The 26,264-nt window shown below is 28.3% G+C and carries 22 protein-coding genes; 19 read left to right on the forward strand and 3 right to left on the reverse strand.

What is annotated here, in order from left to right:
- Nucleotides 1-32: 32 nt before the first annotated feature.
- The 3 genes from OW763_RS10330 to OW763_RS10340 all read right to left on the reverse strand — a co-directional run bounded on the left by OW763_RS10330 (nt 33) and on the right by OW763_RS10340 (nt 4,113).
- The gene (locus OW763_RS10330) at nt 33-1,958 is read right to left on the reverse strand and encodes a peptidase U32 family protein (protein WP_268041040.1); all 1,926 of its coding nucleotides are present in this window, start codon (nt 1,956-1,958) and stop codon (nt 33-35) included.
- Between the two features lie 115 nt (nt 1,959-2,073).
- Nucleotides 2,074-3,024 (reverse strand): ABC transporter substrate-binding protein, encoded by a 951-nt coding sequence (locus tag OW763_RS10335; protein WP_268041041.1) that lies wholly within the window; start codon nt 3,022-3,024, stop codon nt 2,074-2,076.
- Between the two features lie 21 nt (nt 3,025-3,045).
- Complete coding sequence (locus tag OW763_RS10340) at nt 3,046-4,113, reverse strand: FAD:protein FMN transferase (RefSeq protein WP_268041042.1); 1,068 nt, start codon at nt 4,111-4,113, stop codon at nt 3,046-3,048.
- Between the two features lie 541 nt (nt 4,114-4,654).
- Between OW763_RS10340 and OW763_RS10345 the strand changes: the two genes are divergently transcribed.
- The 19 genes from OW763_RS10345 (at nt 4,655) to deoC (ending at nt 26,193) form a co-directional block, all read left to right on the forward strand.
- The gene (locus OW763_RS10345) at nt 4,655-6,502 is read left to right on the forward strand and encodes an FAD-dependent oxidoreductase (protein WP_268041043.1); all 1,848 of its coding nucleotides are present in this window, start codon (nt 4,655-4,657) and stop codon (nt 6,500-6,502) included.
- A 257-nt stretch (nt 6,503-6,759) separates the two neighbouring features.
- Nucleotides 6,760-7,146 (forward strand): NusG domain II-containing protein, encoded by a 387-nt coding sequence (locus tag OW763_RS10350; protein ID WP_268041044.1) that lies wholly within the window; start codon nt 6,760-6,762, stop codon nt 7,144-7,146.
- 60 nt (nt 7,147-7,206) lie between these two features.
- The gene (locus OW763_RS10355; protein ID WP_268041045.1) at nt 7,207-8,178 is read left to right on the forward strand and encodes a polyprenyl synthetase family protein; all 972 of its coding nucleotides are present in this window, start codon (nt 7,207-7,209) and stop codon (nt 8,176-8,178) included.
- Between the two features lie 27 nt (nt 8,179-8,205).
- Complete coding sequence (locus tag OW763_RS10360) at nt 8,206-9,645, forward strand: menaquinone biosynthesis decarboxylase (protein WP_268041046.1); 1,440 nt, start codon at nt 8,206-8,208, stop codon at nt 9,643-9,645.
- Entirely contained in the window at nt 9,632-10,507 is an 876-nt protein-coding gene (locus tag OW763_RS10365; RefSeq protein WP_268041047.1) for a UbiA-like polyprenyltransferase, read from the forward strand. The genes OW763_RS10360 and OW763_RS10365 overlap by 14 nt, the downstream gene beginning before the upstream one ends.
- A 61-nt stretch (nt 10,508-10,568) precedes the next feature.
- The gene (locus tag OW763_RS10370) at nt 10,569-11,150 is read left to right on the forward strand and encodes a UbiX family flavin prenyltransferase (protein WP_268041048.1); all 582 of its coding nucleotides are present in this window, start codon (nt 10,569-10,571) and stop codon (nt 11,148-11,150) included.
- 19 nt (nt 11,151-11,169) lie between these two features.
- A complete protein-coding gene (locus tag OW763_RS10375) occupies nt 11,170-11,931 on the forward strand; it encodes an ABC transporter ATP-binding protein (RefSeq protein ID WP_268041049.1) in 762 nt (253 codons plus the stop codon).
- Nucleotides 11,918-12,673, forward strand: coding sequence for an ABC transporter permease (locus OW763_RS10380; RefSeq protein WP_268041050.1), 756 nt, complete (start codon nt 11,918-11,920; stop codon nt 12,671-12,673). Before OW763_RS10375 ends, OW763_RS10380 begins: the two co-directional genes overlap by 14 nt.
- 35 nt (nt 12,674-12,708) lie before the next feature.
- The gene (locus OW763_RS10385; RefSeq protein ID WP_268041051.1) at nt 12,709-13,071 is read left to right on the forward strand and encodes an FMN-binding protein; all 363 of its coding nucleotides are present in this window, start codon (nt 12,709-12,711) and stop codon (nt 13,069-13,071) included.
- Between the two features lie 69 nt (nt 13,072-13,140).
- Nucleotides 13,141-14,724: an ATP-binding protein gene (locus tag OW763_RS10390; RefSeq protein ID WP_268041052.1), complete on the forward strand. Its 1,584-nt coding sequence runs from the start codon at nt 13,141-13,143 to the stop codon at nt 14,722-14,724.
- Complete coding sequence (locus OW763_RS10395; protein WP_268041053.1) at nt 14,717-15,409, forward strand: response regulator; 693 nt, start codon at nt 14,717-14,719, stop codon at nt 15,407-15,409. Before OW763_RS10390 ends, OW763_RS10395 begins: the two co-directional genes overlap by 8 nt.
- A 269-nt stretch (nt 15,410-15,678) precedes the next feature.
- On the forward strand, nt 15,679-17,415 hold the full coding sequence (locus tag OW763_RS10400) for a flavocytochrome c (RefSeq protein WP_268041054.1): 1,737 nt from the start codon (nt 15,679-15,681) through the stop codon (nt 17,413-17,415).
- 131 nt (nt 17,416-17,546) lie between these two features.
- Nucleotides 17,547-18,830 carry a glycoside hydrolase family 18 protein gene (locus OW763_RS10405; protein WP_268041055.1) on the forward strand — a complete coding sequence of 428 codons (1,284 nt, stop codon included), beginning with the start codon at nt 17,547-17,549 and terminating at the stop codon, nt 18,828-18,830.
- Between the two features lie 133 nt (nt 18,831-18,963).
- Nucleotides 18,964-19,962 (forward strand): hypothetical protein, encoded by a 999-nt coding sequence (locus OW763_RS10410; protein WP_268041056.1) that lies wholly within the window; start codon nt 18,964-18,966, stop codon nt 19,960-19,962.
- A gap of 89 nt (nt 19,963-20,051) precedes the next feature.
- On the forward strand, nt 20,052-20,372 hold the full coding sequence (gene trxA / locus OW763_RS10415) for a thioredoxin (RefSeq protein WP_268041057.1): 321 nt from the start codon (nt 20,052-20,054) through the stop codon (nt 20,370-20,372).
- A 353-nt stretch (nt 20,373-20,725) separates the two neighbouring features.
- Nucleotides 20,726-23,653: an insulinase family protein gene (locus OW763_RS10420; RefSeq protein WP_268041058.1), complete on the forward strand. Its 2,928-nt coding sequence runs from the start codon at nt 20,726-20,728 to the stop codon at nt 23,651-23,653.
- Nucleotides 23,654-23,746: 93 nt separating this feature from the next.
- Entirely contained in the window at nt 23,747-24,253 is a 507-nt protein-coding gene (locus tag OW763_RS10425) for a GNAT family N-acetyltransferase (RefSeq protein WP_268041059.1), read from the forward strand.
- Between the two features lie 114 nt (nt 24,254-24,367).
- Entirely contained in the window at nt 24,368-25,405 is a 1,038-nt protein-coding gene (locus tag OW763_RS10430) for a LacI family DNA-binding transcriptional regulator (protein WP_268041060.1), read from the forward strand.
- Between the two features lie 116 nt (nt 25,406-25,521).
- The gene (gene deoC / locus OW763_RS10435; protein WP_268041061.1) at nt 25,522-26,193 is read left to right on the forward strand and encodes a deoxyribose-phosphate aldolase; all 672 of its coding nucleotides are present in this window, start codon (nt 25,522-25,524) and stop codon (nt 26,191-26,193) included.
- Nucleotides 26,194-26,264 lie beyond the last annotated feature (71 nt).

The following is a 26,264-nucleotide window of genomic DNA, read 5'->3' on the forward strand; positions in this document are numbered from 1 at the left end:
GTTATTTCTAGTAATATACACTTTTATTCTTATCAATTAAATTGAAAAGCTCCTAATGTAAATCTGTCATTACAAGATTTTAAAGAGTCGAATAACTTACTACATTTACTTAGGTCGTTTATAGCTTTTTTATAAATATGTAGAACATTTTTTAAAGTTTTTATATCATAATGACAACCTTCAATTCTAAAATGATTTAATCCAATATTATTAAGTTCTTTTAAAAATGGCAAATAACATAAGTCCTTATAAAGCGTCATGTGATTTCTGCCATTAGTATCACGATAAACAGGGTGTTCATAGCCTTTGTCATCTACCAAAACTAATATATGGTTATCTACATACCGATTATTTTCAGCTTTAGTAGGGTTAAAAACTTTAATGTTTTCATATAAATCATTCTCTAAATACATTACTACAGGAGCACCATGAATAATCAATTCTATAGGAAGTGGAGAGTTCTTAATTGTTTCTATTGAGTTTTTTAATGGTGTTTCCAATGAAAGTGTAGCTTGTGATAAACCTTGTTTTTTATAGAAGGCAGTTGATTTAGAATTATACATATTTAAGCAATAGTCACCAATTAACTCAAGACCTAAATTGCTGAATGCATTTATTGCACCTAAATTAGTTACAAGTAAACCATCTACACCTAAATTATTATTAGAAAGTAAATGAGTATATTTTGAGAAATCTTCTTCATACATCATTCTTGGAAAAGCAAGATATATTTTGGTATCTTTTTTGTTGTTTGTTAAATAAATAATTTCTTGTTTACTAAAAGGTTTATCAGGCTCAAAAATTTCTCCAGAAAGATAAATAGCATCAACATTTTCTTCTAAAGCTACTTTTGCTTGTTCATAAGAATTCACTTTTACACTAAGCAAAGCCTTTTCACAGGAACTGGAATTTGATTTCAGAACATTTTTAATTTCTTTTATTCTTTCTGTATTCAATTCTATTTCTTCAATAGGTTTGCTAAAAACTTTACCGTGGCTATAAAATTTACCTGTACCTTCGTATCGTCTATTTATATTTGAAAGCCCAGGTTTACCAAAAGCATATGCTGTAGATAAATCTCGTTTCCTATTTTCGTAGATATTTTGACTAAAAGTTTTTCTATCATAGCAAATAGGATCATCAATATATCTATCAATAGCATCACTATAATAATTAATTAGATTAATTAGATAATCGGAATCTCTCATTCTTCCTTCAAGTTTAAAAGAAGTGATACCTGACTCAATCATTTCAGGTAAATATTCATACATACACATGTCTTTAACTGCCATTGGATATTCAGTAGGATAAACTAAACCATCTTTTTTTATAGTGAAATTCCATCGGCAAGGTTTCATGCATAAACCGCGATTACTACTTTTACCAAAGAGCATACTACTGTATAAACATTGAGCACCATGGGCAATACACATATCTCCATGAGTAAAATACTCAAATTCCATATCAGTTTGTGAATGTAAAATTTTAACGGTTTTTAAATCCATTTCTCTAGAGGAAACAATTCGAGTTATACCTAGATTTCTTAAAGTTTTAATAGTTTGTAGATTATGAACATTCATCATTACAGAAGAATGTAAATTGAATTTTAAATTAAGTTTATCTATAAGTTCTAATATGCTAAAATCCTGAATAATTAAAGCATCAGGTTTAGCGGAGTGTAAAAATTTTAAAAAATTTTCTGCTTCCTTTAAATTATCTTCACTAAAAAGATTATTCACAGTTATATAAACTTTTTTATTTAATGAATGGGCAATTTTAATAGCTTCAAGTATTTCTTCATTTGTAAAATTATAATCTTTTCTATGCATGCGCATATTTAAAATTTTACCTCCGAAATATACAGCATCAGTCCCGCTATGAATTACTTTTTTAAATATTTCAAAAGTACCTGCTGGTGCAAGTAATTCTATTTTTTTGTTATTGAAAAATCTACTCATACAAATACACCTTTTCCTATAAAATTTTTATTATTATGTTGTTCATTATAGATAATTATGTTAATAACACAAATCAGATACTTTATTGTTAAAATATCTGATTTGTTAAGTTAAGTTATTCAATTAAACTACTATCAGATAAATCTGTAAATTTAAAATCGTTAGAAGTAAGTTTTTTAGATTTAAGCCAATTTAAAACTTCTGTAAAATCTTTTTCTGATGGCATAACAGCTTTAGTGTAATCTGGTAAGTTTGAAGAGGTTCTAATTGATTCTGGGAAACCACCTTCTTTGATTACTACATCAATATATTTTTCTTTGCTTTCTTTTTGCAAATAATCAATTGCTTTATTATAAGCTCTGTATAGTGCTTTGATTTCTTCTTGTTTTGTATCTATTGCTTTTTGAGAAAATACCATTATACCTGGATAAATACCTATGTCATTAGAGCTACTTAGAACTTTACAACCTTTGTTAATTGCATCACTTGCTAAAGGTTCTGGAAGAGTAGCTGTAGCTAATTTGTTGTTGTGAAGCATTTCTAGCCTAGTTGGCATTTTAGGTACAGCAACTTTTTCATATTCATTATCAGCGATATTAGCATTTTGCATTATTTTATCAGTTATATATTCTATTACAGTATTTTTAGAAATTCCAATAGTTTTTCCTTTGATTTGCTCAAGATCGTTTATATTTGAATTTTTACCTGCTATTAGCTTGAAACTTCCATTAGTTTTTGATGTCATTTTAACATTAAACCCATTATCATTTGAAAAGATTACTGAAAGCATGTCAGCCATAGCTCCATCTATATTACCTGTTTGAAAAGCAGAATCTCTGTCAATTGCACTTTTGAAGTGGTGTAGATTAACAGTAACTCCTTCATTTTCAAAGTAACCGTTATGCTTTGCTATAATGAAAGGTATAGCATCAGCAGAAGGTAGCAAACCTAAATTTAAAGTCTCTTTTTCCTTTGGTGTTTGTGAAGTTTTATTATTTGAACATCCTATTAAGCTGATATTCAAAATAAATATAATAAGAATTAAAAATGTTGATTTTTTTTTCATAAATATATGACCTCCTATAATTTAGTTATCGTTTAAAATGAAATAATTATCCGTAATTAAAAAATTATTTTTCAACCCTGAGGTTACATAAACCTCTTTTTTATTATTTACAAAAATGGCATCTATACCATTTAATGATTCAACAAGTTTTTTACCATCATTTAATCCAAGTGAAAAAATAGTTGTAGAAAGTCCGTCAGCATCTATGGAGTTATCGGCGATTATTGTAACACTGACTAATGAAGTTTCTACTGGATATCCAGTAAAAGGACTTAAAATATGATGGTATTTTTTACCGTCTTTTTCTAAAAAACGTTCGTAAATTCCAGAGGTAACAATTGATTTGTTTTTTACATGAATTATTCCAAAATGTTTTCCACGTGGTTCGAAGGGGTCTTGTATACCAATACCCCATGTACTTCCGTTAGGTTTAGAACCAAGAGCATATACATTTCCACCTAAGTTGATAATTGCACTTTTAATTTGTTTTGATTTAAGAAAAGCTGAGATTTTATCGGCGGCATATCCTTTGGCAATTCCGCCTAAATCAATTATCATTCCTTTATTTGCAAGTTTTACAGTTTGATTTTTTTCATCTAATAAAATATTTTTATAATTTATTGTATTTTTACTTTTTTGTATTTCTTCACGAGAGGGTACTTTAGCATGCTCTGAACCTATTCCCCAAAGTTTTACTAAAGAACCTATGCTTATATCAAAATGTCCTTTAGATAAAGAAGAATAGTATAAACCTTTTCTAATAACAAAAAAGGTTTCTGGTGAAACTTTTAGTGCAGATGTACCTGCATTTTTATTAATGTTTGAAACTTCACTTGTATCGATGTTAATACTCATTTTAGATTCAATATCTTCTAGTATATTAAAAGATTCGGTGAATATTTTTTCTGAACTATTATCATATAAGTTTATGTCAACATATGTTCCTAAAAAGAATCCAGATTTAGATTCGGGTAAATTTGTTTTTATGTTTTTAGATGAATTATCAAATAAAAAATTATATGCAAAAATCAAAGAAATTAAAGTCAAAATTAATAGAGATGGAATTAAATATTTTTTATTTAAGCGCATAATTATCTCCTAATTTAATGTTTTTTCAAAATACAATTTGAATTTAATATTATTTTTAACTAATATTTATGATTTTATTTTTAAAATGAGATGAAAAATTAAAATTATTTTTAAGGGATTTTTAAAATAATGATGTTTTTTTAATTGTTGTAAAACTTATTTAAATTAGAAAAGATTCTTATTAATTCAATATTTAAGTGGTGAGGTGAGTTTATTACAGTATTACGTGACTTTTGAAATTATAACATCAAATAATTTTAAAGTAAAGAAAATGAAATATAATAAAATAAATTTTGTTAAAAGCATGAACAAAATTTATTTTAAAATTTTTTTTATGACCAAAAATGCAAGAAACATAGATTTTTAGCATTAATGTGATAAAATTTTAACTAGAAAAATTAAAATTATTAGAAAAATTAAATTAGATTAAAATTTGAAAAACTAAGTGGTGGTACAAGGTACAATTAAATGTAGAAAAAGAGAGAAATCCAAATATTCAAGGGATTATTTATTTTATTTAAAAACTAATAGGAGGTAAATTATGATCAACAAGAAGAAAATAATCGTCATTGGAGGCGGGTACGGCGGAGTATTGACTGCTAAAAAACTCGCTAAAAAATTTAAAAAAGATAATAATATAGAAATTACTCTTATTGATAAAAAGCCATACCATACTATGCTTACTGAACTTCATGAAGTTGCAGCTGGTAGAGTTCCAGAAGATTCTATAAGAATTGATTTGAAGAAAATATTTGCAAAAAGAAAAGTTAATGTTGTACTTGATGAAATTACTAATATAGATTTTAAGAAGCAAGTTATAAAATCGCAAAATAATTCTTATGAATATGATTATTTGGTTATAGGTACTGGATGTAAACCAACATTTTTTGGTATACCAGGAGCAGAAGAGTACAGTCATCAGTTATGGTCTTATGAAGATGCTGTTAATTTGAAAGAGCATATTCTTAATATGTTTAGAAAAGCAGTAAAAGAAACAAATAAAGAAAAAAGACAAAAAATGTTAACTTTTGTTGCAGTTGGTGGTGGATTTACAGGGGTAGAAATGATTGGTGAGCTGGCTGAATGGAAGAGTAGATTATGTAAAGAATTTTATGTAGATGAAGATGAAGTAAAGTTATATGTAGTGGATGCTATGCCTAAAATCTTACCGATTTTTCCGGACAAGCTAATTAAAAAAGCTGAAAAAAGACTTCAAAAATTAGGAGTTGAAATAATAACAGGCTCAGGTATTACAAAGGTTACAGAAGATTCAGTTGAGTTAGGTGAAAAAGGTAAAATAACAACTAAAACTGTAATTTGGGCAGCTGGAGTTGAAGGCTCAGATACAATTGGTAATATGGAGTTGAAGCAGCAAGGTAGAAAAAGAATAGTAACTAATGATAAACTACAATCTTTAGATTATGACAATGTTTATGTTGTTGGTGATAATATATTTTATATTCCAGAAGGTGAAGAAAGACCAGTTCCTCAGATGGTAGAAAATGCAGAACATTCCGCTCCAGTAATTGCACAAAATATATATACAGACATAAAAGGTGGAGAAAAGAAATCGTATAAACCAGCTTTCCATGGAGCAATGGTATGTATTGGAGGACGTTATGGTGTAGCTCATATAGGAAAACCAGGTAAATTCTTTGGATTGTCTGGATTTGCAGCCATGTTTGTAAAACACTTAATAAATTTAGTTTATTTCTTCCAAGTATCTGGATTTAATAAATGTTGGTCTTATATTTTACATGAATTTTTCCATGTTAAAGATAAAAGAAGTCTTGTGGGAGGTCATTTTGCTAAAGCATCTCCAAATTTCTGGTTAGTAGTGCTTAGAGTATTTGTTGGGTATAAATGGTTAGAACAAGGATTACACAAGCTACCTAAAATATTAGAGAATCCTTCTAATGTATTTTTGATACCGCCTTCACCAGCAGCAGCTACTAGTGGAGCATCTGCTGCGGCTGAAACTGCTACAAATGCGGCTGAACAAGTTGTAGAGGCATTACCTGTACCAGAATTTATAGAAAATATTGTTAAGTGGTCTATGGATACTTTCTTCTATACAGCTGATGGAGGATTTACAGGCTTAGCAGAAGTTTTCCAAACATGTATGGTAATTGGAGAAATAATAGTAGGATTATTATTAATAGCTGGATTATTTACGGCGCTTGCATCAATCGCTTCACTTGCTATGGGAATGATGGTTTGGACTTCAGGTATGGCTCCATATGAAATGCTATGGTACCTAAGTGCAGGCGTAGCTTTAATAGGAGGAACAGGAAGCACCTTTGGCTTAGATTATTATTTATTTCCAGTATTGAAAAAATATTGGAAGAAAATAGGCTGTGTGAAGAAAAATTATTTATATGTTGATTAGTTTTATAGTAAATTTTTTATAGTAAGACCGTATAAACTTATCTTCCCCTTTTTACAATATAATGTCAAATGTCCTTTTAAAGAATTCTTTAAAAGGACATTTGACTATATGGTATTAGGAGAGTTAATTAAAAGTTTAAATTGAAATTAAAGTTATTTAATTTTAATTGTAAATAAAAAGATAAATATTTTAGAAAATTAATAATTTAAAATAAATATATATACTATTAGAAAATGACTCTATAAAAGGAGGAGTTTATGAAAAAATCAGATTTAATTATAGTAGTATTGTTTTTAGTAATAGCTATAACTTTTTTTGGATTTAATAAATATAGAAGTAATTTTATAAAACAAAATAGTAATCAAATTTATGCTGAAATATATGTAGAAGGTAATTTATATAAATCAGTTCCTCTTTCTAATGATAAAGAAGATATTATAGAAATTAATACTGAGGATGGAAAAAATATTATAAAAATTCATGATGATGGAGTAGAAATAACGGAGGCAGATTGCTTTGATGAAATATGTGTAAAGACAGGATTTAAAAAAGAAGTAGGAGAAACTATAGTTTGTCTTCCACATAAATTGGTTATAGAGATAAAAGGAAATATGGAAATAAAAGTTGATGCTGTATCAAATTAATTTCTATGGGATAACCTAATGTAAAAGATTAAATTTAGATAGGTAAGTAAAGGTGATGATATGAGTAAAGTTTGGGATAAATATCCACAGGTTTCTAAAGAGTTAGAAAGTGTTAAAAATATTATAAAAGAAAATATTAAGACTTCTGAAAAATATTTTCAAGATTCAGTTATACCCTTGGTTGATAATGGAGGAAAAATGCTGAGAGCAGCGTTCCTTTTGTTGTCAGCAAAGTTTGGGAAATACGATAAGAAAAAAATGCATAATCTTGCTGCGATTATAGAAATACTTCATTTAGCTACTCTAATACATGATGATATAATTGATAATTCAAAATTGAGAAGAGGGTGCGAAAGTATACAATCAAAATATGGAAAAGAATATGCAGTTTATGCTGGGGATATTTTATTTTGTCAGTGTTTTAGCATGCTCTCGCAGGATGATTATACAATGGACAATATGAGAAGTATATCTAAAGCTGTAAAAAAGATTTGTATGGGAGAAATTAAACAGAATTATTTTAGATATACTAGAAAAGTTGATTTAAAAAAATATATAAGAATTGTTTCAGGAAAAACAGCAGCTTTATTTGTATTGAGTTTTTCAATAGGTGCAAAAGAAGCTGAATGTGATGAGAATACAGTAAAATTACTTGGAAGAATTGGATACAATATTGGTATGGCATTTCAAGTTGTTGATGATTTGTTGGATTATGATGGAGAGACAAAAAAATTAGGTAAGAGTGCTCAAAGTGATTTAAAACAGGGATATTATACGCTACCTATTATACTAGCATTACAAGAAGATAAATCAGGAGAGTTATCCAATATACTAGATAATTCTAACTTTAATGAGGATGAGGTTAAAAGTATTGTTGATTTAGTAAAAAAATATAATGGATTAGAAAAAGCTAGGAAAATAGCTGAGAGATATACACAAAGAGCTTTTAATGGTATTGAACAATTACAAGATTGTGAAAGTAAGGATATATTGAAGCAGATTGTGAAAAAATTGATTAACAGATGTTATTAAAGAAAAGTATTTTAAGGGGTTGATTAAGTGGCATATAAGGATTTACAGGATTTTATGACTACTCTAAAAAAGAATAATCTTTTGAAAGAGATAAATATTGAAGTAGATAGTAATTTAGAAATAACAGAGATTACAGATAGAGTTTCTAAAAAATATGGTAAAGCACTTTTGTTTAAAAAAGTAAAAAACTCACCATATCCTGTCCTTATAAATTCTCTTGGAACTTATGAAAGATTAAATATGGCTCTGGAAGTTGAGAATTTAGATGAAATAGCGAATACAATTATGGAATTCATGGATGTAGCAAGTTATGCTACTCTCATGAATAAAATAAAGTCGGTACCAAAGCTAGCCAGATTAGCAAGGGTTTTTCCTAAAAAAGTTAAAAAAGCATCTTGCCAAGAAGTTATTGAAGAACCAGATTTAGATAAGCTTCCAATTTTAAAGTGTTGGCCGGAAGATGGAGGACGATATATAACTCTTCCTTTGGTAATTACAAAGGACCCAGAAACAAATCAACAGAATATGGGAATGTACAGATTACAAGTTTATGATAAAAAAACTACTGGAATGCATTGGCATCTTCACAAAGATGGAAGAGAAATATATGAAAAGTATAGGAAACTTGGCAAAAAAATGCCTGTATCAGTAGCGTTAGGCTGTGATCCTACTGTGATATATTCTGCAACAGCTCCACTTCCAAAGATGATTGATGAAATGATTTTTGCAGGTTTTTTAAGGAAATCCCCTGTAGAATTAGTAAAATGCATAACCAATGATATATATGTACCAGCTAATGCCGAATTTATTTTAGAAGGATATGTAGATTTGGATGAAATGAGATTAGAAGGACCTTTTGGAGATCATACAGGGTATTATTCATTAGCAGATATGTATCCAGTTTTCCATATAGAGAAAATTACAAGAAAGAAATCTCCAGTATATCCTACAACAATTGTAGGTAAACCTCCTATGGAAGATTGTTATTTAGGAAAAGCTACAGAAAAAATTTTTCTTCCATTATTAAAAATTCAGTGTCCAGAAATTATAGATATGAATTTCCCGTTAGAGGGAGTTTTTCACAATTGTGTTATAGTTTCAATTAAAAAATCTTATCCTAAACACGCGCATAAAGTTATGAGTGCTCTTTGGGGAATGGGACAGATGATGTATACCAAAATGATTATTGTTGTTGATGAAAATGTAAACCCGCATGATGTATCTACAGTTGCTTGGAAAGTATTCAATAATATTGATGCTAAAAGAGATTTAGTAATATCAGAAGGACCTTTAGATGCTTTAGACCATGCCTCTAATACGGCTTTTTATGGAAACAGATTAGGTATTGATGCAACGAAAAAATGGAAATCAGAAGGGCATACTAGACCATGGCCAGATGATATAGAGATGACAAGAAAAATCAAGGAGTTAGTTGATAACAGGTGGGAAAAATATGGCATTGAATAATATTAATGTATTAAGAAAAATTAGAACTTATGGCGAATTGGTTATGTTTTCACATACTCTATTTTCACTCCCTTTTGCGATTATAGGAATGATTTGGGCAGCTAAAGGAGTACCATCTTTTGAAATAATTTTTTGGATTTTAGTTGCATTAACTGGAGCAAGAAATGGAGCCAATGCATTAAATAGATGGGTTGATAAAGATATAGATAAGAAAAATCCAAGAACTGCAAAACGTCATATGCCAAGAAAAATAGTTAATAGTTATGAGGTGTGGGGAATAGTGATAGTTTGTTTTACACTGTTTACTTTTGCGGCGTACAAACTAAATCCTTTATGTTTAAGGCTGACACCTATAGCATTATTTTTATTTTTTATTTATTCATACACTAAAAGATTTACTTGGTTTTGTCATATTGTGCTTGGAATTGCTTGTGCGGGAGCTCCTGTAGGTGCGTGGATTGCAGTTACAGGCGAATTTTCATTTCCACCATTTGTTTTAGGAGCAGTTGTGGCATTATGGGTTGCAGGGTTTGATATAATTTATGGAACACAAGATATAAAATTTGATAGAGAAAATGGATTATTTTCTATTCCGGCAAAATTTGGATTAAAAGGAGCACTTGTTATAGCTAAAGGGTTTCATTGCATAATGATATTATTATTAATAGCTTTGTATTATATTATGAATTTAACGTGGATTTATCTTACAGGGGTATTTATTGCTACTATATTATTAGGGATAGAGCATTATATTATATCTCCATCCAATGAAAAGAAAATGAAAGTAGCAGCTTATAGTATAAATCAAATTATTAGTCCTTTAATTCTGCTCTTTACAATATTAGATACAATTTGGGCTTAGAATGTATTTAATATAATTTTAAATCCAAAAATATGTATATAAGAAATTTAGGAGTGATTCTTTGAAAAAATATATAGTTGGCATAACTGGAGCTAGTGGAAGCATTTATGGAGTTCGTTTATTGGAAGAACTAATCAAGAGGGAGTGCGAGATTTATTTAATTGTAACAGATAATGGTAAAAAGGTTTTAGAGTATGAAATGGAATATGATTTTAATCAGTGGATTGAAAATTTAAATACGAAAAATAGCAAAATAAAGATTTGTAACATAAATAATATGTTTTCTGCTGTAGCAAGCGGTTCGTTCAAGACAGATGGAATGATTATTGTACCATGCTCTATGTCAACAATAGCTAAATTAAGTGGAGGTATTTCTGATAGTTTAATTATAAGAGCAGGAGATGTAATGATAAAGGAAAAAAGAAAATTGATAGTGGTTCCAAGGGAAACTCCTTTTAATTCTATTCATTTAAAAAATATGCTTATATTAAGTGAACTTAATGTAAATATTATTCCTCCTATGCCAGCGTTTTATCAAAAACCAAAAACTATTGATGATATAGTAAATGGTACAGTGGGAAGAATTTTAGAATGTTTAGGTATTGAAAATGAATTGTATTACCACTGGCAAAGTGGAATTTGATTTATATAGGTGTGTTTATATGATTGAAATGGATAATTTAACAGTTTGCTATAAAAGTAAAAATAAAAAAAATAAGGCTTTGGAAAATATAAGTTTAAATATTGATAAAGGCGAAATATGTACTGTCATTGGTCCTTCAGGAGCAGGGAAAACCACAATACTAAAAGTTTTGGCTGGAATAATAAAAAAATATGAGGGTAAAGCTTATATTGATGGAGTTAAGGCTAATCCAAGATTTAACAGAATAGGATTAATACCTCAAAACTATGGGTTGGTTACATGGAAAACAGTTGAGAAAAATATTCTTTTATCATCTAGGATTAAAGATGGCAAAAAAAACATAGATATGAAACTTTATAAAGAACTTTTGAAAAGATTAAATATAGAAAAACATATAAAAGCCTATCCATCTGAATTAAGTGGAGGAGAAAGGCAACGTGTATCCATAGCTAGAGCTTTTTTGTTAAAACCTAATTTGTTACTTATGGATGAACCATTTTCAGCATTAGATGTGCTTACAAGAGAAGATGCTCAAAGATTATTTTTAGATATATGGAATGAGCATAAGGTTACAACAATATTAGTTACTCATGATGTGAAAGAAGCAATTTATTTAGGACAGAAAATTGTAGTAATGTCTTCATACCCAGGTAAAATAAAAAAAATCATAAAAAATGATTTGTTTGGAAAAAAATATCTTGATTTTAATGATCAGTTTGAAACTTTGAATTTGGAAATTAGAAAAATTTTAAAAGGAGAAAAGAAAATTGAGACTAGATGAATATGAAAAGAGGAATTTTTTATGTGCTATTTTATTAATTCTTATATTATGGCAAAGTTCAGCTTTAATTATAAATAAACCAATATTTCCAACTCCTTTTAATATTATGAAATATACTATGAAAAATTTTTCAGGAGAAATGGCATTACATTTACTATATAGTTTGAAAAGAGTTGTACTTGGAATACTATTTACTTTGATTTTAGGGGTACCTTTGGCAATTATTATGGGAGTATACAAAAAAATAGATTCAGTATTATTACCTATAATATATTTTAATTATCCTGTACCAAAAATAGCTTTATTACCTATAATAATGTTGATGTTTGGTTTGGGAGAGTCCACTAAAATTATTATGATATTTTTCATTACTTTTTTTCCTATGGTTGTGAATATTAGAGATGCAGTTAAGAATATACCAGAAGAAATTTATTATCCTATGTATTCTTTGGGTGCAAGTAAATTTCAAATTATATTAGAAGTTATATTTCCAGGTATTTATTCAACAATTCTTACTTCAATAAGAATTAGCATAGGAACATCTATATCCGTATTGTTTTTTACAGAAAATTTTGGAACAAAATATGGAATGGGTTATTTTATTATGGATTCTTGGATGAGAGTTAATTATGTTCAAATGTATTCTGGAATTGTAATATTAAGTGTTATTGGATTAGCAATGTTTATTATTATTGATATCTTGGAAACTATTATTTGTCCTTGGAAAAACAAAGTTTCTTAATGAGATGAAAAGTTTATTTTATGGAGGAGTAAATAATGAAAAAGATAGTATTTATTATATTTTGTGTATTTATAGTATTTACATTGACGATATTTAACCACAAAAAACTTTTATACAAAGAAGGAACATATAAGGGAACAGGACAAGGTCATCATGGAGAAATAAAAGTTGAAGTTATTACTAATAAATACAAAATTAAGGAAATCAAAATAGTTGAACAGCAAGAAACTCCAGAATTATGTGATATAGTCTATAATAAGATGCCAGAGAGAATTATAAAAGCTAATAGTGTGGAGGTAAATGTTGTGGCTGGGGCATCTTTTACAAGTCAAGGACTTATTGATGCTGTTAAAAATGCACTGGGAAAAGCTAAAATAAAAAAGATAATTGACAGTTAAAGCAAATGACATTTCAAGGAAAGTTTGAAATGTCATGTTTTTAATTAAAGCATAGGAGATGATATTTTTGTGAAATTACAATATAAGATAACTTTATTTATAACTATTATTTTAACTTTAGTTATTGGAGGAATTGGAATTTTAACTCTAAAACAAGTTGAAAAAACAGTGGAAACACAAATGGGAAATAATGCAATGGATTTGGCTCAAACAGTAGCTTCGATGGAATCTATTAAGAAAACGTTGGCTACAACCAAAGATTATGAAGTTATTCAGGAAACAGTAGAAAGTTTCAGAAAAAAGACAAGGTTTCAATATATTATAGTTATGGATATGAAAGGAATAAAATATTCATATCCTTATGAAAATGCTTTAGGTAAAGTTTATAGAAGTGGAGGAGAAGATCAGGTTCTTAAAACTGGACAACATTATGTGTCTGCTGATAGGAACGTATTGATTTCAGCAATAAGAGCTTTTGCACCTATTTATTATAAAGAAGAGCAAGTGGGGGCAGTATTAGTAGGACTTTTAAATAATACTGTAAATAAAGAGATATCAACGCATATGTTTAATTTTAAATTAACTTTAGCAATAGGATTATTGGTTGGAATTTTAGGTGCTGCAATTTTATCTTATAATATTAAAAAAACAATTTTTGGGATAGAGCCTAAAGAAATTGCTTTATTATTAGGACAAAGAGAGATTGTTTTACAAAGCTTAAAAAATGGTATATTAGCTATTGATGAAAAAGGTGAAATAATATTTTTTAATAAAACTGCAAAAAAAATATTTGGGTTTAGTGATGCTGATAGAGGAAAGAATATAGATAGTTTTAGTTCTGTTTATGCAGATCAAATTATGAAAGTTTTAAGAACTAAAAATTGTGTTTATGATAAGGAAATAAAAATTGCTTCAGATAAAACCTTATTATGTAGTCATACTTTATTAAAAAATCATAAAAATGAAGTTACAGGTGTTGCTTCCAGTTTTCAAGATTTAACTAAAGTCAAACAAATGGCAGAAGAATTGAAGAGTATAAAGAAAATGACCAATGAACTTAGAGCTCAAAATCATGAATTTATGAATAAGCTTCATATAATTTCAGGTCTAATTCAGTTAGAAGAATATGATAAAGCGGTAAATTATATATCAGATACATCTGAAAAAAAGCAAGAAATTGTAGGACTTTTGGATAATAGAATAAAAAATTCTTATATAGCAGGAATATTATTAGCTAAATATTATAAAGCATCAGAGGCAAAAATATTTTTAAAGATAGATTCAAAATCATATTTAGATGATATTCCAGAAGGTGTAACTGAAGGAGAAATTTGTTCTATCATTGGTAATTTAATTGAAAATGCTATAGATGAATTAGTGAAAATAGAAGAGGGAGAGATATTAGTAAGGATAAATTCTGATGAAAAGGAATTAAAAATTTGGATACAAGATAACGGAAGAGGTATTGATAAAGAAATTAGAGACAAAATATTTGATAGAGGAGTTACTACAAAATGCGGAAAAAGAGGATTTGGACTTTGGATTATTAAGCAAATAGTGGATAAAGCTAATGGTAAAATAGAACTTTTACAGGACAATGGTACTATTTGGAGTATTGGTATACCAATGGAAAGGAGCAGTAAATATGATTAAAGTGCTCATAGTAGAAGACGATCCAATGGTTAAAGAAATAAACGAGAAATTTTTAAATAAAGTTGAGGGATATGTTTTATATGATAGTGTGAATACTATTGATAAAGCAAAAGAAGCAATATTGCGAAGTGTGCCAGATTTAATTTTATTAGATGTATTTTTCCCAGAAGGACGAGGTGTTGATTTAATAAAGTGGGTTAGAATAAAAAATATAAAATGCGATGTAATATTAATTACGGCAGATAAAAGTATGGAAACTGTAGAAGAAGCTTTCCGTTATGGGGTTGTAGATTATCTTGTGAAACCTTTTGTTTTTAACAGGTTTAAAGAGGCCCTGTTAAAATATAGAAATAGGAAAGATGAATTTAAGAATATAAAGAATGTAGAGCAAGAGTTAATAGATAAAATTACCTTTAGTGATAAAAATAATTCTTTTAATGAAGATAAAGGGGATATTAAAGATATTAAGGGCTTCAGTCAACATACTTACGACAAAATTGTTGAATGTATAAGAAGTATAAAAGGAGATACTATAACGGCACAAGAAGTTTCTAAAAAAGTAGGAGTTTCAAGAATCACTGCTAGAAGATATTTGGATTACTTAGAAAAAGAAGGAACGGTTGTTCTTGAAATGGAATATGGAAAAGTAGGAAGACCTTTAAATAAATATAAATTGAAAGAATAAAAAGCTTGTTATTTAACAAGCTTTTTATTCTTTTGATGAGGTTTATAATATACAAAAAACACGGAATATTTACGTATTTATTAATTTAAAGTAACAATATGTATTAAAAATATCCGCAAAATATAAATTTAGGTATATTAAGTTAATTTACTATATGAACAAAATGAAACAAATGTACTTAACATTGAATTGTTAATATAAATTTAATATACTTTTTATAAAGATAGTTAAACATTCTACAAATAAAAGATGAATGATAGGAGGTAAACATGAAATACTTAAGAAAAATAGGAATATTTTTATTGGTTGGTATTATGATTATGGCACTAGCTGGATGTGGAGCTTCTAAGAAAGCATCATCAGGTTCCGGTACTTTTGAGGGAGAAGCAAAAGGTAAAAATGGTGTAATTAAAGTTGAAGTTACTATTGAAAACAAAGAAATCAAGAAAATTGATGTTGTTGAGAATCATGAATCAGAATTTACTAAAGATACGTTTACAAAGGTTATCGATACTATTATTGCAGCAAACAGTGCTGAAGTAGATGCAATTTCAGGAGCTACAATAACAAGTTCAGCAATAATATCTGCAGTAGCAGATGCTGTTAAAAAATCAGGAATTGAATTAACTCCTAAAAAAACTACTGAAGCTTCAGCAAAAGCTGAAAACACATCAACAGATGTTGTTATAGTAGGTGCAGGTGGTGCTGGTTTTACAGCAGCTATTGAAGCAAAAGAAAATGGTGCAAATGTTATATTAGTAGAGAAAAATGCAGTTGTTGGTGGTAACACTAATTTTGCAACTGGTGGATTAAATGCGGCAGAAACAAAAGCTCAGAAAGAAAAAGGAATTGACGATAGTGTTGAATTATTCTATCAAGACACTATGAAAGGTGGAAAAAATAAAAACAATCCTGAATTAGTAAAAGTATTAACTGAAAATGCTACTAAAACAGTTGATTGGTTAACTGAAAGAGGCGCTGATTTATCTGATGTAGGAAGAATGGGTGGAGCTAGCGTTAATAGATGTCACAGACCTACAGGAGGAGCAGCAGTAGGAGCTCACTTAGTTGAAGTGTTACACACAAAAGCTAAAGAACTTGGGGTTGAAATAAGAACAGAAACAAAAGCTGTAGAAATATTACATGAAGGTAATAAAGTTACTGGTATAAAAGTAAAAGATGGTAAAGGTAATGAATATAATATAAATGCTAAAGCTACAATTATTACTACTGGTGGTTTTGGAGCTAGCCAAGATATGGTTATAAAATTTAAACCAGAATTAAAAGGTTTTGGAACAACTAATGGACCAGGAGCTACAGGAGATGCTATTAATCTTGTACAACCATTAGATGTAGCATTAGTTGATATGACAGAAATACAAACACATCCAACAGTAGTACCTGGTAAAGGTAAACTTATAACAGAAGCTGTTAGAGGTAATGGTGCAATATTAGTTAATAGACAAGCTAAAAGATTTATAAATGAATTAGAAACAAGAGATGTAGTTTCTAAAGCTGAATTAGAACAAGAAGGACAAACAGCATTTTTAGTATTCGATCAAAATGTAAGAGAAAGTTTAAAAGCAATAGAAAAATATGCTAAACTTGGTTTGCTAACAGAAGCATCTTCAGTAAAAGAATTAGCTGAAAAAATTGGTGTAGATGCTGCTGAATTAGAAAAAACAGTAAACACGTATAATTCATATGTACAAGCTAAGGAAGATAAAGATTTTAAAAGATCAAATATGAAAACTCAACTTAACAAAGCTTCATTCTATGCTGTTGAAGTTGGTCCAGCAGTACATCATACTATGGGTGGATTAAAAATCAATACTGAAGCTCAAGTAATAACTAACGCTGGTGAAGTAGTTCAAGGATTATTTGCGGCTGGAGAAGTTACTGGTGGAGTACACGGAGCTAACAGATTAGGTGGAAATGCAGTAGCAGATATCACAACATTTGGTAGAATAGCTGGTAAAAATGCAGTTGAATTAGCTAAAAAATAATTATTAAATTTAAAGAGTCTTAAACTGAATGGTTTAAGGCTCTTTTATATTGTTTGGTGATTATTATATCACTTACTAGTTATTTGCTGAATATGCTATATTGAAAAAGTAAATAAAAAGGGTGAGAAATATTGCAAATACATGTTGTTAGACCTGGAGATAGCTTATGGAGTATTTCTATGTTATATGGAATTCCTTTAAAACAATTAATTCAAGCAAATGAAGTGCCTAATCCAACTAATCTAGTACCTGGTCAAGCACTTGTTATACCAATTTGGGGTAAATTCCATTGGGTACAGCCAGGTGAAAGCTTGTTTGATATAAGCAGGCAATATAATATTCCTATTTCTGAAATTATACGGATTAATCGAATTATTAATCCATATATGCTTCCGGTCGGTTTTAGACTATATATTCCTCCACAACCTCGTGTTGAAGTTGATATTGGTGCATATATTGATCCTGAAATTACAGGAAAAAATTCAGCACAGGAAGTAGATAAAGTTGGAGAAAATTTAACTTTTCTTTCTATATTTAGCTATCATGTAAATAGTGATGGAACCTTAACCCCATTAATGGATGAACCATCTATTAATGCAGCCTACAAAAATAAAGTAATGCCTTTAATGGTTTTAACTAATTTTGCAGAGGGAACATTTAGTACTGAAATAGCTACTGCCATATTTACTAATGAAGCTTTACAAGATAAAGTATTGGATGAAGCAATGAAAATTATGGATCAAAAAGGATATAAGGGATTAGATTTTGATTTTGAATACTTAGGAGCTGAAAATCGGCAAAGATATAATCAATTTCTAAGAAAAGCTGCTGATAGAGTGAAGAAAAAAGGGTATTTTATATCTTCTGCATTAGCCCCAAAAATATCAAAAGATCAACCTGGAGTATTATATGAAGGACATGACTATGAAGCTCAGGGTAATATTGTAGATTTTATATTTTTTATGACCTATGAATGGGGATGGTCAGGTAGTTCACCAATGGCTGTAGCACCTATAGATAAAGTGCGTGAAGTGATGGAGTATGCTGTGTCTGTGGTTCCTAAAAATAAAATCATGATGGGTATACCATTATATGGATATGACTGGACGTTACCATATATAAAAGGAGGACAATGGGCTAAATCAATTAGTCCTCAGCAAGCAGTCCAATTAGCTGCTAAGTATAGAGTTAGTATTCAATATGATACTGTTTCTCAATCACCATACTTTAATTATGTTGATGAGCAGGGAAAAGTACATGAAGTTTGGTTTGAAGATGCAAGAAGTATTCAAGCTAAATTTAATCTTGTAAAAGAATTAGGAATAAGAGGATTTTTCTATTGGGTATTAGGAAATGATTTTCCACAAAATTGGCTACTTATTCAAGATAATTTCATTATTAAGAAACGAGTGTAAATTAAAAAAATTAATGATTTTAGAACCAGTAAATCTCAGTTTAGAAAAGAGAGTTACTGGTTTTTGTTAATATATGATATAATTTATAAAAATATAGCTTTTAAGAAAAATAAGTAAATAGGAGGAACCTCTAATGGAAGAAGATAATAAAAAAATTAAAGAAAAGAAATGTATAATTGATGTAATAGATAATATAATTAATGCTTTAATTATTGTTTCAATTTTTATACTTTTTTTAAATATATCAGGAAATATTAATAATAAAATAACATTTGCTGCTTTTGTAGTTATTTTTTCTTCAGGGATTTTTTTAAAACCATTAAAGGATGGTATTAGTAAGAGGAAAGAAAGATTTTTATCTACATTTGAGGTACTTATACTTGTTTTACAAGGAATGATTGTTGTTTCTTTTATTTTTTGTTTATATTTAGTTATGTTTTCAAATAATTTGGAGCTAAGAAAATACTATTATTTATGTATGGGCACTTTTAGTATAATTATTGCTATTTTAGTTGGAAAAGGAATTGCTAATTTCATAAAATCCATTGAAGATGTAAGAAAAGAAAATGCAGATTCAAGTAAATATTTAAAAATTGTATTTAAAGGTTTATTTACACTTGCAGTGTGCGTTATTCTACCGTTATATCAATTATATGAGCCTAAAGAAATCATTGAGCTAAGTAACTTAGAAAAACCGTATAAACTTGAAATAACAAAGGTTAAAAGAGAGTTTGATACTAATGATTTGAGGAATTTATCAAAAAGTAGTGAACATATAGGGTGTATTACAGACAAAAAAATAATTAATGATTTCCATGAATCTATTTCTAATTTAAGAATAGAAAATATTCGATATTTAGAGAATTTTAATTATGAAATAAGAAAAGAAAAAAATTATCCCTATTATGAAATTACTCCTATATATAAGACATTAGATGGACCGGCTTTTGGGAAAAGCATAAAGGATGGGTATATATATGAAATAAAATTTTATGAAGATGGCGAAATGATTATTAATAGTAGGAATTTAAATCGTAAATTCTTAAAAAATAATTATGTAAAAAGATTTGAGTTACCTGTTTCAGATAAAATAGTTAAAGAAGTTAGAAATGTTATAGAAAACTTAAAATAAAAGATGAGTGTACTATTATTATATTATTCACAAATTTATTGTTCTCGGTATATGATATAAAATCAGAAAGTTTATACGGAGGATAGTAAATGATAAAAGAAATATCAACTTTAAATTTTAAAGAAGAAGTATTATCTACAGATAAACTGGTTGTAGCAGATTTTTGGGCACCATGGTGTGGTCCATGCAGGATGGTTGGACCTATAATAGAAGAACTATCAAAAGAATTAGGAGAAGAGGTTAAGTTTGTAAAAATTAATATCGATGCAAATGGGAGGTTAGCGGATACTCTTAGAATTGAGAGCATTCCAACTATAATGATAATAAAGGATGGTAAAGTTAAGAAAAAAATAGTAGGATTTAAACCTAAAAATCAATTATTGAAAAGTATAAAAAAGGTCCTAAAGTAAAAAAAATAATAAGTTTAGAGTGAAATGTTTACTTAGGAAAAATTAAGTCTCAGGAATTATACTTGACACTTAATAATATTAGATTATAGCATTAAAAATTTAAAGGAAGAAAAGAAAGTTATTTCTAATATAGTTCAGTAGTAGTCATATAACTAAATTTATATATTTAAGTCAAACTAAAAGCCTATTATTTAAAGTTTTTCTTTAAAAATAGGCTTTTTTATTCTTTATATATCAAGTATTAGGAATTAAAATTTTAAAATTGGTGAAATTTAATATATATAGGTATATTATTCTCAGAAATATTTGGTAGAATATTAATTAGATATATATTAAAAAGAGGAGGCAATTGAATGAATTTTGAGCTTAGTAAAATATATCATGGTTTTAAATTAATTGAAGAAAGAGAAGTTGGAGAAATAAACTCCAAAGCAAGAATATTTGAACATGAAAAGAGTGGAGCAAGACTTTTGAATTTGCAAAATGATGATGATAATAAAGTTTTTGCAATAGGTTTTAGAACACCACCAAATGATAGTACAGGTGTACCGCATATTATGGAACATTCAGTGCTTTGTGGATCGAAAAAATTTCCAATAAAAGATCCATTTGTGGAACTTGCTAAAGGGTCATTAAATACTTTTTTAAATGCTATGACGTATTCAGATAAAACGTTATATCCTATTGCAAGTAAAAATGGAAAAGACTTTTTCAATCTAATGGATGTATATTTAGATGCAGTATTCCATCCTAATATATATAAATATCCTGAAATTTTAATGCAGGAAGGATGGCACTATGAGCTTAACAGCAAAGATGAAGAAATAACATATAAGGGAGTAGTATATAACGAAATGAAGGGAGCTTTTTCATCACCAGATGATGCTCTTTACAGAAGAATTCAAGAATCTTTATTCCCAGATACTACTTATGGAGTAGAGTCTGGTGGAGATCCGGAATGTATACCAGACCTTACTTATGAACAGTTTATAGATTTTCATAAAAAGAATTATCATCCATCTAATAGTTATATATATTTATATGGAAATGGAGATTTAGAAAAACAGCTTAAATTTATTGATGAAGAGTACTTAAATGAATTCGATAAGGCTCAAGTGGATTCAGCTATAGGGGTTCAAAAATCTTTTGGAGAAATTAAAGAGGTAAGACATGAATATCCTGTATCACCAGCAGATGAGTGTAAAGATAAAACATTTTTAAGTTTGAACTTTGTTATTGGAAGAAATACAGACCCAGAACTTTATCTAGCTTTTGAGATATTAGAATACTTGCTTTTAGAAACACAAGCAGCACCATTAAAAAAAGCACTTTTAGATGCTGGAATAGGCAAAGATATATATGGTTTTTATGATACTAGTATTTTACAACCTGTATTTAGTATCATTGTAAAAAATTCAAATGAAGATAAAAAAGATGAGTTCAAAAAAATAGTTTTTGATACTTTAAAAGAACTTGTACAAAATGGTATTGATAAAAAACTAGTAGAAGCATGTATAAATATAAAAGAGTTTAGATTAAGAGAAGCTGATACAAGAACATACCCTAAAGGCTTGATTTATTATACTAAAGCTTTAGAATGCTGGCTTCATGACGAAAATCCATTGACTCATTTGGAATATGAAAAGAGCCTTAAAAATATAAAAACTGCTTTAAATACAAATTATTTTGAAAAGCTTATAGAAGAATATTTAATAAATACGAAGCATAGTTCTATTTTAATATTAAGTCCTAAAGCAGGATTAGCAGAGGAAAAATCTGAAAAAATAAAGAAAAAACTAAGTGAATATAAGGCATCGCTTTCAGAAGAAGAAATAGATAAATTAGTAAAAGAAACAGAAGCTTTAAAAGAAAGACAAACAAGTGGAGAAAAAACGGAAGATTTAGAAAAGGTACCACTAATTTCCCTTGAAGATATAAATCCTAAATCAGAAGAAACTCCTATAGAAGAAAGAGAAATTGAAAATACTAAGATGTTGTTCCATTCAATGTTTACTAATAAGATAGTATATACAAGATTGATTTTTGATACTAGAGCTGTAGAAAAGGAGTTAATACCATATATTGGTCTGCTGTCAGGAATTATTGGGAAAATAGGGACTGAAAAATATAGCTATATTGATTTAGCAAATGAAGTAAATATTTATACAGGCGGAATGGGATATATTGCCTCAAGTTATACTAAATATGATAAATTAGGGGAATTTATTCCTAAATTCGTAGTTAAATCTAAGGCTTTAGTAGATAAAATTCCAAAGATGTTTGAACTTTTAGAGGAGATTATTTTAAATACTAAATTTAATGATAAAAAGAGATTAAAAGAAATAATTCAGGAAATGAAATCTCGCTTAGAAATGGCTATCTTTGGTTCCGGACATATTGTAGCTGCAAATAGATTATTTTCATATTTTTCAGAAGCTGGAAAATATGAAGAACTTATATCAGGACTCGAATTTTTTGAGTTTATAAAAACATTAGAAAGAAATTTTGACGAAAAATATGATGAGATTGTTGAAAATTTAGAGAAAATTTCAACTGAAATATTTAATAAAAACAATTTACTTATGAGTATAGCTGGAGAAGAAGAGGAATACAAAGAAGCTGAAAAACATATACCATCACTTTTAAATAAATTTAATAGTGGAACTTTGGAATATAAGAATTATGATTTTCAATTGAAAATATGTAATGAAGGACTATTGACTCAAGCAGATGTACAATATGTTGCTAAAGGATGCAACTATAGAAAATTAGGATATGAATACAAAGGAAGTCTTCAAGTATTAAAAACTATAGCAAGTTTAGATTATCTATGGAATAATGTACGTGTAATGGGAGGAGCTTATGGAGCTTTTGGAAGCTTTGGCAAGAGTGGTAATATGTTCTTTGGATCATATCGTGATCCTAACTTAAAGGAAACCCTACAGGTTTATGATAATCTAGAAAACTATTTGATGAACTTTGATGCAGATGAAAGGGAAATGACAAAATATATAATAGGAACAGTAAGTAATTTAGATACGCCATTAACTCCACCAATGAAGGCAGATAGAGCTATAACATATTACTTAAGTAATATTACAGATCAAGATATTCAAAAGGAAAGAGATGAAGTTTTAAAGACTACTAAAGAAGATATAAAGGGCTTTGCGAATATGATTCATGAAGCTATGAAACAGAATTGCTTATGTGTTCTTGGAAATGAAGCTAAAATAAAACAAAATGAAGATATATTTTTTAATTTAGTAGATGTATTTAATTAAATTGGAAAATAGAGTTTAAATTTAAAATAACTGCTGACAGATAACAATCAGCAGTTATTTTTATGTATAATAGTATTAGAGGTGATATAGAAAATGAAAGAATTTAGTGAAATTTGGACAATCTATTGTGAGTCATTTCCAGAAGATGAGCGTAGAACTGCAAGGCAGCAAAAAGAAATTTTAAGTAATGACTACTATAAATTAAAATCTATATATTATGATAATGTATTGGCTGGATTTTATGGTTTATGGCATTTAGAGCATTTTATATTTATTGAACATATAGCTATTGATAAAAAACTTAGGGGGAAAGGTTATGGAAGTAGGACAATAAAAGAAATTATACGTAAATCTGATAAAAAAATAATATTAGAGGTAGAAAAACCTAAAAACTATGAAGCAAAGAAGAGAATAGAATTTTATGAAAAGTTAGGGTTTCACCTTAATTACTATGATTATGAACAACCTGCATATGATGAAACTAAAGAAAGTGTATCTTTAATGATAATGTCATATCCAAATAAAATTGCGACAGATGAGTTTAAAATAATTAAAAATGAACTTTATAATAGAGTATATCTATATAACAAAACATATTAATTTTTATTTTAGTTGAAAAAATTATTTATATATATGTGGCTTGAAATTTTTGTATGAATGTGATACGTTATACATGAAACCGGTCACATGTTTTGTAATATTAGGAGGAATAAGATGTCAGTTACTATATATGATATTGCTGAAAAAGCTGGTATATCACGTACAACGGTATCAAGAGTTTTGAATAATTCAGGATATGTAAAAGAAGAAACAAGACAAAAAGTTTTAAAAGCAATAAAAGAATTAAATTATACTCCTAGTGCTATAGCAAGAAGTTTATCTACAAGTAGGACAAATACTATAGGGGTTGTTGTTCCCGAAATAAGTGATCCATTTTTTGGAGAAATAATAAAAGGAATAGGTGAAATAGCAGATAAACATGAGCTGAACATAATACTTTTTGATACAGCAGACAGTGTGGAAAAAGAATTAAAAGCTCTTAAACTTCTTAGACAGCAGAGAATTGAAGGAATTATGATAACTCCAACCTTCACTGAAAAGAACTTTAACAGTGAATATTTAAATACTCTTGAGAAATTAGAAATTCCAGTTATTTTAATGGATGGACATGTAAATTATGAAGAGTTTAGTGGGGTTTTCATTGATCATGTAAGAGGAGCTTATGATGGGACAGAAGCTTTAATAAAATCAGGACATAGAAAGATTGCTATTATTACTGGAGACATGAATTCAAGACCAGCAAAAGAGAGATTAAAAGGATATAAAAAATGTTTAATTAGGAACAATATTAAAGTACAGGATAGATATATTTTTTGTGGTGATTACAAATATGAAAATGCATATCAAATTACAAAAAAAATATTAAAAATGGAAGATCGACCTACTGCTATCTTTGTATGTAGTAATATGATGAGTTTAGGATGTGTAAAAGCATTTAATGAAGAGAAAATTACTATTCCAAATGATATGGCTATTGTAGGGTTTGATAAATTAGATGTATTAAATATATTAGGATTAAATATTAGTTTTGTTAATGGGCTTACTACGGAATTAGGTAGAGTGGGTACAAAAATGCTTATAGACAAAATAAATAATAAAAATAAAAAAAATAACAGACAGATAGAAAGAATAACGCTTTTGCCTGAACTTATTTTAAAAGGGTCAGAAAGATATATATATAATAAAGATTAAGATGTGATTTATTACATTTTAATCTTTTCAAGTACATGTGAGCGCTTACATGTAAAATTTACTAGAGTATTATTTATTATTTAAATAAAAAGATATATATGAAGGAGAGGATAAAAATGAATCTAGCAGGATATATAGATCATACTTTATTAAAACCAGAATCAACTGAAGAACAAGTAATAAAAATTTGTGATGAGGCTAAAAAATATAAGTTTGCTTCAGTATGTGTAAATGGTTATTATACTTCATTAGTAAGTAAGCAATTACAAGGAAGTAATGTAAAAACTTGTGTAGTTATAGGTTTTCCATTAGGTGCAACAACAAAAGAAGCAAAAGCTTTTGAAGCAAAACATGTTATTGAAAATGGTGCTCAAGAAGTAGATATGGTAATAAATGTTGGTGCATTAAAAGATAAAAAATATGATGTAGTAAAAGAAGATATAAAAGCTGTTGTAGATGCAGCAAAAGGTAAAGCTTTAGTAAAAGTTATTCTTGAAACTTGTCTTTTAACAAAAGATGAAATTGTTAAAGCATGCCAATTATCAAAAGAAGCTGGAACTGATTTTGTAAAGACTTCAACTGGGTTTAATAAAGGTGGAGCAACAGTTGAAGATGTAAAGTTAATGAGAGAAACTGTTGGCGAAAACATTGGAGTTAAAGCTTCAGGCGGAGTAAGAACTAAAGAAGATGCAGAAAATGTTATTGCAGCAGGAGCTAATAGAATAGGCGCTAGTGCTTCTATAGCAATAGCTGAAGGAAATAGTAATAATACTACAGAGCAGTATTAAGATTAGACGCTGACAATGAGCTTAAATAAGTTGAGAGAAAATTAATGAAGTGATTAAACTATATTTATAAG

Source organism: Clostridium aestuarii (assembly GCF_026735135.1).
Classification (GTDB): domain Bacteria; phylum Bacillota; class Clostridia; order Clostridiales; family Clostridiaceae; genus Clostridium_H; species Clostridium_H aestuarii.